The organism is Desulfosporosinus cupriresistens, from assembly GCF_001707885.1.
Taxonomy (GTDB): domain Bacteria; phylum Bacillota; class Desulfitobacteriia; order Desulfitobacteriales; family Desulfitobacteriaceae; genus Desulfosporosinus.
The window spans coordinates 1-12282 of the sequence record NZ_MASS01000012.1; the positions used below are offsets into that span (position 1 = coordinate 1).

Consider the following 12282-nt stretch of genomic DNA (forward strand, 5'->3'; position numbering starts at 1 on the left):
ACACTGCGGAAAACGGGGAATTTCTTTTTTCAGGATCGGATCAAATAACCCTTCTTCAGCAAGCTTTTTTTTGAGTTGCTCAAAAGCCAAATAGAGTTGACCGAGCCCGCTAGGTTCCATCTCTTCGGCATAGAATTGAATCGTCCCCTCCCGTTCATACATACGGATGTTTCCGCGAATCATAACCTTTAATCCATCTGTTGGGACAAAACGCGCACGTTCTGACCGGCTTCTAAACATGACCCCCTTAAGGCTGGAGGACTCATCTTTCAGGGTAAAATACCAGTGCCCAGATGCACGATGGTTCCTAAAGTTCGAAAGTTCACCACTGATCCAACAATTTTGTAAATCCATTTGATCCTGCAGGACTTCGCCGATTTGACCTACAATCTCGGATACCGTCCAAATTTTCGGCACAAACTTCACCTCATAGCCTATCATAACATATAGAAAAGGAGGGAAGAAATAATTCCTCCCCCCTTTTCTATATCGATGCGCGAAGCCCAAAGCGCTAAGATCAAATCTGGAACTTCACGCTTTGAGCGTACAACTCTATATAAATCCACAAAATTCAATTGAAGCTTATGTTTCATTTAAGCGAATTTCCATAGTTCATGAATAGCCGCTACTAATTACAAACACCATAAATGGGACCTCATGCCTTGCACTTATAGTCGACTTTGTACGACAGCAATTGTCTCCGCACAAATAACAGCCGCTTGTTCGAATAGTCTTGTTCGTTCAGCCAGAACCCGTTCTTTATACCCTTCATCTTTAATCTGAGGGAGGTTGATATCTACGCTCAGCATCGCAGATTTCAGTGCACTCTCCGCTAAATAGGCAGCTACGCCTGCATCACTGATCGCTCCCGTGTTACCAATCGGCGCTAACTCCTGGGCCAATTGCAGAACTTTGAAACAATTCTGAGCAATCCCAAGCGGAGTATTCGTAGCAGAAACTAAAACCTCTTGCAATTTCCCTGTACGCACAGCTTTTTCTTCATCTGTGCCTTTTGGTAATTTTAAGGCCGCCATAAAATGCGAGAATTCAGCGATGTCCTGACTCAATCCAGATTTTAAAGCGTCCAATGTTGCTTCTGCCTGAGTCAAGATCTCTTTTACTTGGGGTTCTACATCTTTATATTTCTCCTTACCAATCGTAAGGTTAGCAACCATACAGGTCATTGATGCAGCTAATGCTCCAACATAAGCAGAAACACTACCACCGCCCGGTGTCGGTGCCGAACTAGCTGATACTGTCAGAAATTCTTCTGTCGTCCATTCCCAAACCTTATTCATATCCATTAACGTGTTCCCCCTTGGAGAACAATTCCTTTCAGAACATTCCGCATAATCAATGCAGTGGTCAAAGAACCAACTCCACCCGGTACTGGAGAAATCAACGAGGCCACTTCTTGGACAGCTTCAAAATCCACATCTCCGCAAATTCCCCCTGGAATTTCGTTGATCCCTGCATCAACAACAATCACACCTGGTTTGACCATATCTTTTTTGATCATCTTAGCACGACCCACAGCCGCAATCAAAATATCAGCCTGCCGAGTAAATGATCCTAAGTCCTTTGTTTTGGAGTGACAAATGGTCACAGTAGCGTTATGCTTCAAGATGAGAAAAACAAGGGGTTTACCCACGGTTTCACCACGACCGACAATAACGACATGTTTTCCACCAATCTCAACACCTGAGCGCAAAAGCAACTCGATACAACTTTGGGGAGTAGCCGGAAAAAGTCCGTCCTCACCGCTTAAAATATAGCCTCGATTAATGGGATGTACACCATCTACATCCTTTTCTGGTAGTACTGCCGCCATGATCTTTTCTTTCGAAAGTCCTTTAGGAAGAGGAAGTTCAATCATAATGCCATGAACTGCCTGATCACGATTTAGGCCATCAATCCGCTCTAATACATCGGCTTCTTTAGAATCTGCTGGCATCACGAAAAGTTCAAAGGCCATACCCATGCCCTCAGCCACTTTTTGCTTTGACCGTGCATAAACTACCGAAGCCGGATCATCTCCAACAAGAATTACCGCAAGTTTAGGCTGCACCCCTTTTTCTTTCCACTGCGCAATTTCCTGAGTAACTTCTTCCTTAAGAATCTTTGACACCGCTTTACCATCTAATAGTTGAGCCAATTGACACACTCCTTTCAATAATACCGATCTAATTATGTAAGTTGCCTGCAACCCTACACCAAGATCCAATCAAATTACTAGCTATACATTAATTGTTCGAGATGGTTATGCATTTTCCTTCTCAAATTATAGGAAAATAAATAGAAAAATAAGAAAATTGCATACATAGGGGAGGAAGTTTCTTAGCATCCTATGCCGGAAGGTATTTCTATAGGGATCACGGCTTCGGCGATACTCTATCCTACGCCGGTAAGAATTCCTCTAGGGATCACGGCTTCGGCGATACTCTCCACTGGAGACTATCGTACTGGAGACTATCGTGATCGCACACGCTTCATTTGCTATTCGCTTGTCGCTAAGACTTAAACGCAAAACCTCTGGGCTATTCTGCATGTCCGCCGCTCCTTGCCATCCTGCAAGAAGGCTAATACGTGCGAAGACAGTGTCTTCGGGCACCGCGGCATCAGTCCATCCATGGACAAGTCCCGTTGCGTTTCTTCACGCCTTATCGTCTGCGCTCATTGACGCAATTCCGCTAAAGCGCTCTCTAAGCTAAGAAACTTCCTCTGGCTTGAATTTCTCGCCTGCAAATATCAAGAAACGCCAAAACTAAGTTTTGACGTTTCTTGAATGTCTCCTCATCTAGACGAGATAGCAGATAAGTGAGCCACAAATGAAGTTCGGTTCACATGCAGAAATGCCCAGAGGTTCGGACGCGCTCGCGAACCGTCCAGCGAGCCAGCGGCGGAACTCGCAGACGCGTGCAGAAAATCGGTCCTCCCCAGAGCAAATCCAAAGAGGGAACCTCGGTTCTATTTTTGCTCTACTTTCGAGACACTGTCAACGATCCGATCAAGAATACCATTGACGAACTTTGCTGATTCTTCTCCTCCAAAACGTTTCGCTAGTTCGATCGCTTCGTTGAGACTTACTCGACCTGGAATATCCGGTCGGAAAAGAATCTCGTAGGTGGCTAATCGCATCACATTCCGATCCACATTTGCCATACGGCTAATGGTCCATTCCTGCGCAAAGGCCGCAATCTTTAGATCAATTTCATTCTGATGGGCTATTGTCCCATCTACTAGTTCCTGAGTAAAGGGTATACTGGCCTCAGGGACTGAAAACTCTGCGGCCCAACGTTGCACAGCTTCTGCAGCAATCAACGGTTCTTTCGTTAAGTCCCTTTGAAAAAGCACTTGTAATGCTGTTTCACGGGCTAATCTTCGACTCAATGGAATTCCTCCTAGTATCTGTGTAAAATTCTTTCCAACCAAGCTGTAATAATATTATGATCATCTTGACTCTTTCCTAAGACGAATCCTAAGACAGTAACCATGGTTAAAACCAGTGTCCGCCAAAAACCAAGCGTCACTATCAATATACCCAACAAAAACCCAACGGATGTTCCGATGAGCTTGCCCGGATGATTGCCGATGGCCCAAACCAGAAACCGTGAAATCTGCTCTTCAATTTTCAGCCACAACCCACTCATCGGACGCGTGCCAAACGGGCCTTTTCCAGACTACGCACGAGCACTTTCACCTCAGTCACTAGAATTCCTGTGTAAAGCTCGACATCCTGTTTGACCTTTGCTTTAAGTTCTGCGGAAATTTGGGGAATCAGAACATCTTGCTCAAATTGGCAAGAGACCATAATCTGAAGCCCGGTTTCACGCTCCCTTAGGCTTGATTGAACCTGGAGTACGCCGGGCAATACCATTGCACTGCGAGCTATTATTTCCTGCAAAGCATCCTGAGAAATGCGGACGTCGCCTCCTTTTGAAGACGTCAAAAACGAACGCTCCGTACTTTTTCGCGGTCGGACAAACAAAAGCAAACCTAACATAAGCAAGAATGCAGCCAGAACAATACTTTCCCAAGGGTTCGCTTTTAACCAATCAAGCCCTTGAACAATAAGGAGATAGGGAAGCCCCCACCCTGTGGACATTGCTAATATCCAAAGTGCCCCAAAGATAAGAAGGCATCCCAAAACATAGGCTAACATTTATCGTCCCCTCTTTCAGAAGCCCCCCCTGGCATTTCCAGGGGGGGCCAACTCTACTTCAGACGAAAGTCTTCTTCTTTGGTTTCCGGTAAAGGTTTAAAATTTACCCCTTGTACATGAACATTTGCTTCGACTACCTTGAGTCCAGTCATGCTTTCAATGGCTTCCTTCACTGATTCCTGCACCCTCAAGGCAACTCCCGGAATCGATACGCCATATTCCACCACAATAAAGAGGTCCACGGCAACTTCATGCTCGCCGACTTCCACCTTAACCCCTTTAGATAGGTTTTTATTTCTCCCTAACATGTGTGCAAGATCTCCTACAAGACCTCCACTCATGCCTGTTACACCCTCCACTTCAGAAGCAGCTAATCCAGCAATAACTTCTACAACTTCATCAGCGATTCGAATAGAACCGAGGGAATTCTCCATTCCCAAGCTTTCCATGTCTTCACCCCCAAATCGTGGTTCGATATTCGTGGTTCGTGGTTCGATATCGAACATCGCGTCACGCACTAAGCACCTGCATAAGTTTAACAAATCATCAGATGGAGTTTATAACTCCATCTGATGTAGGTTTCCTTTATCCAAGTATTGTTGCTATTATAACAAATCAAGGCTGATCTGGCAAAGGCTACTATTCGATTTTCGTGGTTCTTAATCAAAACTCGTAGTTCGTAATTCGAACAACAACACTGCGAACACCTAACTGCGAGTCTATTCTCCTAAAATTCGACGCTGGATAAAATTCGTGTAGACCTCTCCACGTCGGTAAAAGGCATTGTCTAATACCTTTAGTTGGAATGGGATTGTTGTATAAATTCCTTCGATGACGAATTCCTCAAGGGCCCGCTTCATCCGAGCAATAGCTTCTTGCCTTGTGGCACCCCAGACAATCAATTTTCCAACCATCGAGTCATAGTAGGGTGGAACCGTATATCCCTGATAAACTGCACTGTCAACCCGTACTCCCGGGCCGCCTGGTACATGATAAATTTTGATTGTTCCTGGGGAAGGCATAAAGTTCTTATCCGAATTTTCTGCATTGATTCTGCACTCAATTGACCAGCCATTTATTTGAATATCCCTTTGCGTAAAGCCCAACGGTTCACCCGCTGCTAAACGAATTTGTTCTTTGACTAAATCCAGCCCCGTTACCATCTCGGTGACTGGATGTTCAACCTGTATCCTGGTGTTCATTTCAATAAAATAAAAGTTTCCATGACGATCCAACAAGAACTCAATTGTCCCTGCATTTGAATAGTTGGCTGATTTAGCCGCTTTGACTGCTACAGCTCCCATTTTCGTCCTTAACTCAGGAGTCAAAGCACTTGAAGGTGCTTCTTCTAAAAGTTTTTGATGGCGACGTTGCAAAGAACAATCCCGTTCGCCCAAATGTACGACATTACCATACTTGTCTCCTAAGATCTGAAACTCTATGTGTCGAGGTTCTTCAACATATTTTTCCAGATAAACCTCAGAGTTACCAAAGGCAGCCTGAGCTTCATTTTGAGCGGCTTGAATGGAACTTCTCAATTCCTTGGAATTTTGGGCAACCCGCATCCCTTTGCCTCCGCCACCGGCCGACGCTTTAATCAAAACAGGATACCCAATGTCTTCCGCAATTGCGGCAGCCGTTTCTTCATCTTTAATAATCTCTTTAGAACCCGGCACTACTGGGACACCGGCTTCAATCATGGTTTTACGTGCTTTAGCCTTATCTCCCATCGTTTCGATAGCTTGTGGAGATGGTCCGATAAAGGTAATACCACACGATTCACATATCTCAGCAAAACGGGCGTTTTCAGATAAAAAACCGTATCCGGGATGAATTGCATCAACACCTGTTAATTCAGCAGCGCTAATTATATTCGGAATATTGAGATAACTTTTGGCGCTTGCTACCGGTCCGATACATACTGCTTCATCAGCAGCCTTCACGTGCAAAGCTTCCCGATCCCCCTCAGAAAAAACAGCGACCGTCTGAATATCAAGTTCACGACATGCTCGAATGACGCGTAAAGCAATTTCTCCCCGATTCGCAATCAGGACTTTCTTAAACATGCAATTTCTCCTTATTTTTGAATGATGAACAGTGGTTGGCCGTATTCAACGGGTTGCCCGTTCTCTACTAAAATTTGAATGATCTTGCCTTCTACTTCAGATTCAATCTCATTCATCAGTTTCATGGCCTCCAGAATGCAAACTGGCTGCCCTACTTTGACTAGTTGACCCAACTCCACATAAGGAGGTGCATCAGGAGCCGGCGATTGATAAAACGTCCCCACCATAGGAGAAACAATCGATTCCGTGTTTTCTAAAACAATGGGTTCCGGTGCTGCTGTTGTGGCTAAAGGCGCCTCGACAATAGGTGCTTGAACCACAGGTTTAGCAGCAACTTGAGCTATAGCAGGTTGTTGATGAGTGGGGGCCATGACTGGAACTCCAGTAACCACACTTGGTCCTTTACGAATGGCTACTTTTACTCCATCACTTTCGAGATTTAATTCACTTATTTCAGTTTCATCTATAAGCTTTATCAATTCTTTAATTTCTTTCAAATTCATTTTTGAATCCTCCTTAGATAACCAAGCGGCGCCTGTTTTGGTCGTTTCCACTGTCTCCTTTGTCTCCTTTGTTACCTTGGCTACTTTTGGCTCTTCTCTTGGGATGACACCTATTTCTCGTCCCTCAAAAAACTTCTTGGCAACTTGAGGGAACATGGCATAACTAATGACATCTTCTGGGGAACGAGCTAAGCCTGCACTTTCCCGTTCTGCCTTAGGCATTCCGGGTTCTAGTTTATCTGCTGGACGCACGGTCAACGGTTCTTCATCCCCAATGATTTTCTTCTGGACTTCAGGATCAATCGGAGCCGGGGGACGTCCATATAAACCACGGACATACGCTTTTACTTCACCCGGTATTAATTTATATCTTGCCCCACTCAGAACATTTAATACGGCCTGTGTTCCAACAATTTGGCTGGCGGGAGTTACCAACGGAGGATAGCCTAACTCAGCTCGAACCTTGGGAATCTCATCTAACACATCATGAATGCGATCCAAAGCCTTTTGTTCTTCTAGTTGCGATACAAGGTTGGAAATCATTCCTCCTGGAACCTGATGATCAAACACTCTCATGTCCGTAATCCGAGTCACACCGCGGTCAAACCCACGGCTTTTGCGCAGGGCTTCAAAATACTTTGCTATATGAAACAAATCACGTAGATTTAGACCTGAATCATATTCCGTTTCTTGAAACGCTCGAACAACTGTTTCGACCGGTGGTTGGCTTGCCCCAAAAGCTATCGGAACACTGGCGGTGTCAATAACGTCCACCCCTGCTTCTGCAGCCTTTAAGTACGCCCCGACGGCCATTCCACCAATGTAATGGCTATGCAAATGGATCATAATTCCTAATTCTTTTTTCAGTAACGTAACCAACTCAAAAGCCTTAAACGGAGTGAGCAAACCAGCCATATCCTTGATACAAATGGAATCGGCGCCGAGCTTCACCAGTGCCGTGGCTGTTTCCAAGTAGTGTTCAGTCGTATGAACGGGACTAATTGTATAAACAACCGAGGCCTGAACATGCGCTCCTGCCGCTTTAGCCGCTTCCATGGGAACGACCATATTTCTAACATCATTTAACGCATCAAAAATACGGATAATATCAATCCCATTTTTCACACTTAGTGACACAAATTCCCGTACTACATCATCCGGGTAATGAGTATACCCGACTAAAGACTGGCCTCTGAGCAACATTTGCAACGGCGTTTTTTTGACGTAGCTCTTGATCAGTCGCAACCGTTCCCAAGGATCCTCACCCAAGAAACGCAAACAGACATCAAAAGTGGCTCCTCCCCATACTTCCAATGAGAAGAACCCTACCTCATCCAACTCTGTCAGGATCGGCAGCATATCTTCCGTACGCATCCGCGTAGCCCAAAGGCTCTGATGTGCATCCCTCAAGGTGGTATCCGTAATCTTGACTGGTTTCACTGCCATTACCCCTCTCTGTATTCTCCCCATCTTTAAGAAATTCCTGCAATGAATGTTTTTCATTTGTCTTTCCACTCAGGAGAGACAATAGTCCTCATGAATATATATGGTACCATTATATGGGGCAGTGATACCTTTATCAACGCAATGAGCTTAAGTATACAGTATTTCAGAACAAATTAAAAAAGCTGTCGCACGATTCCGAGCAACAGCCTCATAACTAAGTGAAGCCTTTGATTACGAAAATAACACTATTTTTTTAGCTCAAATGCTTGCTAACTATCCTTAAAAGCCCTTCTGGCCGAAAAGGTTTAGTAACAAAGTCAACCGCACCCCGTTTTAAAGCATCTTGAACCATACTTTCGTGGGCAACTGCACTACACATAACCACCTTTGCCAATGGATCAATTGCCAATATTTCTGCTAGCGCTGCCAATCCGTCGAGTTCTGGCATAGTAATATCCATAAATGTCAGGTCAGGTTTGTCAGATATAAAACGTTCTACGGCTTGCCGACCGTTTTCAGCCTCTATGACGTTCGTCAAACCCTTGCGGGCGAGAATCTGACAAATCATCAGACGCATAAAACTTGCATCATCGGCAATAAGAATTTTGCTCATTCTCGGTGTCCTTACCCTTCTATATCGAGGTGCGAGGCACGAGATCCGATTCGAACCTCGCGCATTCTTAACCACGACTATTTATACTTTAATTCGTGCCGGTACTGTTGTTTTCCTGCAACATTAAGAACTTTTTACAGAAGTGATCAACCTATTTTTTGGTTGTTATAGTTATTTTATCCATTCTGACTTTTGTTACTCTGACAACGATGTCTTGAATAATACTTACTTCATTGGGTGTTAAACTAGGGGCATAAACAATCACAGTGACGTTTTCCACAAAAACATCAGCCACGGCATCTTGAAACCCTTTAATTTTGAGCAGATTCTCGATTTCTTCTTCGTTTTGTATTTTCATACTTAGTTCAAGCCATTTTTCCTGTGCTTGCTCTTTAGTCTTCATCACGGTAGAGTTTAGCAACTCCGCTAACATTGCCTTCGTCTCCTGGCGAAACTGTTCTCGTTTTAAGCGGTAATTCACAAAATAGTTTTCTCCCGAGAGGTCCGGTTTTACTGCTTCAACTTGAAATTGAATTGAAGATCCATCCATCGCTGCAACACTTACTGGTAAACTCGGTTGGGCCGAAAAATCGGTATGTGAAATATCCGCCATCGCCCCTACCCCAAGTGCTCCAAGAATCAATGCTAATACCGCGAATCCTCCTAGCCATAACCTCGATTTGTGACCAATTAACATCACGACCGGTCGCTTTTTTTTACGGTTAAACATTATACTCCACCCATTGGTACTACAGTAATTCTGGCGCTCGGGATATTCAGAAGCGTCTGGATCGCTGTATGAATGCCTTCTCTCACTTTTGGATCTCTAGCCCCCTCAGCAATAACCAAAACCCCAGCTACTTCTGGACGATCTTCCATCACCATAACTGGCTGAGATGAGCCATTGGGCATGACCACTTGGTTATTTTCCGTGACTTCCGTCGTTTCTCGAGTTCCTCCGCTCTTATCCGTTTCCTTTGAGGTTCTTCTCGTAACATTTTGATTGCGAGCATACTCATTTTTCAAACCCGTGGAAAAACTAACTGAAACTTGTACTTTGCCTACACCGTCCATCTGTAGGATATTGACTTGTAATTTATTCTCTAGTTCTTTTTCTAGTGCACCAATTTTTGTATTTGTTGTTGATACACTCGTTGACGTAGACTTAGCCTGCATACTCTGGACTGGATTTTCAGATCCTTTCCCCAAGTAAATGAAGGACATCCCAACCGCGATGAGCGCTACGAGACCAATTATCATTTTGTCCGACGAAATCAGTTTCAACAACTTCACGATTCTAATACCTCCTTGAAAATTAGTTATTTTTAACTTTCTTGAACGAGAATCTTTTCTTTTGCCAAACTCATAAATGTTGCAATTTTTTCTCGCACTGCTTCAGCTCTTGCGGACTGCGGTTTCGGATCGAGAGGAGACTGCCCGATGATAATAGGTTGAATAGGCTCCACCTCTCCTTTGGCAGAAGTCAAGGTAACAACAACCCCAATAATCTTGGGCTGATCTGTTACTCCCCCCGCTCCCTCTTCAAACTTAATGTCTACCGACGCAGCCTCGACTCCGTTAGTACCTACAGCGAGTGCTTCGATCTGGTGTGCCAGAATCTGACGGTATTGCTCTTGGACAGCATCCCGCCCAACTTTAACCCCCTGCCCTTCTGAGGCTATGGCAGGTAAATCTTGGGGGGTTGTGACTGTCCAAGCTGGAATTTCCATTGCCAAAGGGGTATGCAAAAAAGTTGTAACTGGAGTGAGAACGGCTGAAATTACAAACAACCCCATGACCATTTGGACAAACCCACGCATAGATTTATTAGGTAGAAGCATCTCGAGAAAGGTTGCCAATAGAAGAATTATCGCCAAATTACGTACAAGAGTCTGTAACGTCTGCACAATGTTCTCCTCCTTAGTGCAACATCACTGAAAAGGTTCCCGTACCTACGACCACGGCAACAGTTATAAAAAACATTATTGCAACGGACGCGACCGTTACTAATATATTAATTAAACTCTTTGACATATCCTGTAGGCTTTCTGCAAGGGCCTTTTCACCAATTGGTTCGATGAGGGCCGCTGAAATACGAAAGACAAAAATCATCGCTAGAATTTTTACCAAAGGACCTAAACAAATCACAATAATGGCAAGCAACGTAATAATACCGACGGCATTTTTCAGCAGTAAGCCGGACGTGATTACAAGTTCGACGGCATCTTTAAAGAATTTACCCACGACTGGAACAAGATCCGCAGAATACTTGGCTGTGCGAAAAACTACGCTATCCGCAACCCCTCCGGTCACCCCTTGAACCGTCATGACTCCGATAAACACAGTCATAATCACGCCTAAAGAAAGTTTGCCAGCGAATTCCAAAAGTCCGGCGAGCTTACTGAGCTTGAACTGTTCTGAGATATGATTAAATAGTCTAAGTATGGCAGCAAGAAAGTAAAGGGGTAGCACAACTGTTTTGATAATAGTTGCTAAAACAGTCAGACTGCCCATGATGAGCGGTTTAAATAAGGCTGCGCTGGTCAGACTCCCCATGGAAATCAATAAAGTCAACATCACCGGAAATAATGTTTGCATTAGGCCAACCATTTGATCAATCGTCCCCGTGGCAACACTCAGCGCCTCCCGAAAAGAAGTAAGGGCTAAACTTAACAGAACAAGATAAGTCATAACCTGAGCTGTTTTGCCAACACTTCCCCCAAAAGCAACCTGAAGTTGCCCTAACACGGCACCAAGCACGGCTAACATAAGCAATTTGCCTATTAACGGAGCACTGCCTAAAACTTCCCGCCCTAGTATCGCTAGTAAGGTTTGCCCTAAATTTTCTGGTCGTAGATCTAACTTCCCAGTCTTCAAATTGTCAAAGATACGCGTTAAAGAGAAACCAGGCATTGTCTTTTCTACATCACTATCCAGTTGATCCAAAAAGCCTCGCATTTGACTCAGATCAACCTCTTGCAAAAGGTCTACCTTCTCCGGCGGTTGAGAGGCAGCCTCCTCGGCAAGGACAGGGGAAGTTGTCCCACCCAGTAAGATGACAAAAATAAATAAACTGACGAGAAATCGCCTCAAATAATTCACCTCACGGAACGAGTCTTACCAGTGACTCTGTAATGGCTGCAATTATGGGAATCGCTAGGACAATAACCCCAACTTTCGCGGCAAGTTCAATTTTAGTAGCTAAGGCGCCTTCGCCCGCATCTCGGCAGATTTGAGCACCAAACTCAGCAAGATAGGCAACACCCACAATCTTCAAAACAATGAGTAAGTAATATGAACTGATATTAGCTTGATCTGCCAGAGTCTGAAGCAAATCGACGATGACTTTAATTTTGCTTAAGATAAGAATAAAGATCGCAGCACCCGCTAAAATTGAAAGTTGTAACGCAATTTCAGGTCGGATTTGCTTTAGAACAACACAAAAAACCGTAACAATCAGGGCTAGCCCTACGATTTGCCAGATATCCACGT

The 12282-nt window shown here is 44.4% G+C and carries 16 protein-coding genes; 1 reads left to right on the plus strand and 15 read right to left on the minus strand.

Annotated features, from left to right (window positions below; genetic code table 11):
- The 3 genes from DSBG_RS06690 to DSBG_RS06700 form a co-directional block, all read right to left on the minus strand.
- On the minus strand, positions 1-417 hold a 417-nt coding region (locus DSBG_RS06690; protein ID WP_176716202.1), incomplete at its 3' end, for an exodeoxyribonuclease VII large subunit.
- 251 nt (positions 418-668) lie between these two features.
- Positions 669-1304, minus strand: coding sequence for a cyclodeaminase/cyclohydrolase family protein (locus tag DSBG_RS06695; RefSeq protein WP_068963409.1), 636 nt, complete (start codon positions 1302-1304; stop codon positions 669-671).
- Positions 1304-2155: a bifunctional 5,10-methylenetetrahydrofolate dehydrogenase/5,10-methenyltetrahydrofolate cyclohydrolase gene (locus DSBG_RS06700; RefSeq protein ID WP_009624077.1), complete on the minus strand. Its 852-nt coding sequence runs from the start codon at positions 2153-2155 to the stop codon at positions 1304-1306. The genes DSBG_RS06695 and DSBG_RS06700 overlap by 1 nt, the downstream gene beginning before the upstream one ends.
- A 192-nt stretch (positions 2156-2347) precedes the next feature.
- Here DSBG_RS06700 and DSBG_RS22960 point away from each other — a divergent pair, with 192 nt between their 5' ends.
- Positions 2348-2521, plus strand: coding sequence for a hypothetical protein (locus tag DSBG_RS22960; protein ID WP_176716203.1), 174 nt, complete (start codon positions 2348-2350; stop codon positions 2519-2521).
- A gap of 446 nt (positions 2522-2967) precedes the next feature.
- Here the strand turns inward: DSBG_RS22960 and nusB are convergent, their stop codons facing one another.
- The 12 genes from nusB to spoIIIAD form a co-directional block, all read right to left on the minus strand.
- On the minus strand, positions 2968-3390 hold the full coding sequence (nusB, locus tag DSBG_RS06705; RefSeq protein WP_068963410.1) for a transcription antitermination factor NusB: 423 nt from the start codon (positions 3388-3390) through the stop codon (positions 2968-2970).
- An 11-nt stretch (positions 3391-3401) separates the two neighbouring features.
- Positions 3402-3650, minus strand: a complete 249-nt coding sequence (locus DSBG_RS06710) for a DUF2273 domain-containing protein (RefSeq protein WP_040413377.1) — start codon at positions 3648-3650, stop codon at positions 3402-3404.
- The gene (gene amaP, locus DSBG_RS06715; RefSeq protein ID WP_068963411.1) at positions 3647-4162 is read right to left on the minus strand and encodes an alkaline shock response membrane anchor protein AmaP; all 516 of its coding nucleotides are present in this window, start codon (positions 4160-4162) and stop codon (positions 3647-3649) included. The genes DSBG_RS06710 and amaP overlap by 4 nt, the downstream gene beginning before the upstream one ends.
- A gap of 53 nt (positions 4163-4215) precedes the next feature.
- Positions 4216-4611, minus strand: a complete 396-nt coding sequence (locus tag DSBG_RS06720; protein WP_009624073.1) for an Asp23/Gls24 family envelope stress response protein — start codon at positions 4609-4611, stop codon at positions 4216-4218.
- 270 nt (positions 4612-4881) lie between these two features.
- Positions 4882-6228 (minus strand): acetyl-CoA carboxylase biotin carboxylase subunit, encoded by a 1347-nt coding sequence (gene accC / locus DSBG_RS06725; RefSeq protein WP_068963412.1) that lies wholly within the window; start codon positions 6226-6228, stop codon positions 4882-4884.
- Between the two features lie 11 nt (positions 6229-6239).
- Positions 6240-8171 carry an acetyl-CoA carboxylase biotin carboxyl carrier protein gene (gene accB, locus DSBG_RS06730; RefSeq protein ID WP_068963413.1) on the minus strand — a complete coding sequence of 644 codons (1932 nt, stop codon included), beginning with the start codon at positions 8169-8171 and terminating at the stop codon, positions 6240-6242.
- 259 nt (positions 8172-8430) lie between these two features.
- Positions 8431-8790, minus strand: a complete 360-nt coding sequence (locus DSBG_RS06735; protein WP_009624070.1) for a response regulator — start codon at positions 8788-8790, stop codon at positions 8431-8433.
- Positions 8791-8941: 151 nt separating this feature from the next.
- Entirely contained in the window at positions 8942-9520 is a 579-nt protein-coding gene (locus DSBG_RS06740; protein WP_068963414.1) for a SpoIIIAH-like family protein, read from the minus strand.
- Positions 9520-10083: a SpoIIIAG-related protein gene (locus DSBG_RS06745; RefSeq protein ID WP_083236760.1), complete on the minus strand. Its 564-nt coding sequence runs from the start codon at positions 10081-10083 to the stop codon at positions 9520-9522. Before DSBG_RS06745 ends, DSBG_RS06740 begins: the two co-directional genes overlap by 1 nt.
- A gap of 32 nt (positions 10084-10115) precedes the next feature.
- Positions 10116-10697, minus strand: a complete 582-nt coding sequence (locus DSBG_RS06750; protein WP_068963415.1) for a stage III sporulation protein AF — start codon at positions 10695-10697, stop codon at positions 10116-10118.
- 13 nt (positions 10698-10710) lie between these two features.
- Entirely contained in the window at positions 10711-11883 is a 1173-nt protein-coding gene (gene spoIIIAE, locus DSBG_RS06755) for a stage III sporulation protein AE (RefSeq protein WP_068963416.1), read from the minus strand.
- A 10-nt stretch (positions 11884-11893) separates the two neighbouring features.
- The gene (gene spoIIIAD, locus DSBG_RS06760; RefSeq protein WP_068963417.1) at positions 11894-12280 is read right to left on the minus strand and encodes a stage III sporulation protein AD; all 387 of its coding nucleotides are present in this window, start codon (positions 12278-12280) and stop codon (positions 11894-11896) included.
- Positions 12281-12282 lie beyond the last annotated feature (2 nt).

What these genes read in the sequence shown, in the direction of transcription:
- DSBG_RS06695 (WP_068963409.1), bottom strand. Translation starts at nt 1,304, where the DNA reads ATGGATATGAATAAGGTTTGGGAATGGACGACAGAAGAATTTCTGACA.
- DSBG_RS22960 (WP_176716203.1), top strand. Translation starts at nt 2,348, where the DNA reads ATGCCGGAAGGTATTTCTATAGGGATCACGGCTTCGGCGATACTCTAT.
- DSBG_RS06710 (WP_040413377.1), bottom strand. Translation starts at nt 3,650, where the DNA reads ATGAGTGGGTTGTGGCTGAAAATTGAAGAGCAGATTTCACGGTTTCTG.
- amaP (WP_068963411.1), bottom strand. Translation starts at nt 4,162, where the DNA reads ATGTTAGCCTATGTTTTGGGATGCCTTCTTATCTTTGGGGCACTTTGG.
- DSBG_RS06720 (WP_009624073.1), bottom strand. Translation starts at nt 4,611, where the DNA reads ATGGAAAGCTTGGGAATGGAGAATTCCCTCGGTTCTATTCGAATCGCT.
- accC (WP_068963412.1), bottom strand. Translation starts at nt 6,228, where the DNA reads ATGTTTAAGAAAGTCCTGATTGCGAATCGGGGAGAAATTGCTTTACGC.
- DSBG_RS06735 (WP_009624070.1), bottom strand. Translation starts at nt 8,790, where the DNA reads ATGAGCAAAATTCTTATTGCCGATGATGCAAGTTTTATGCGTCTGATG.
- DSBG_RS06740 (WP_068963414.1), bottom strand. Translation starts at nt 9,520, where the DNA reads ATGTTTAACCGTAAAAAAAAGCGACCGGTCGTGATGTTAATTGGTCAC.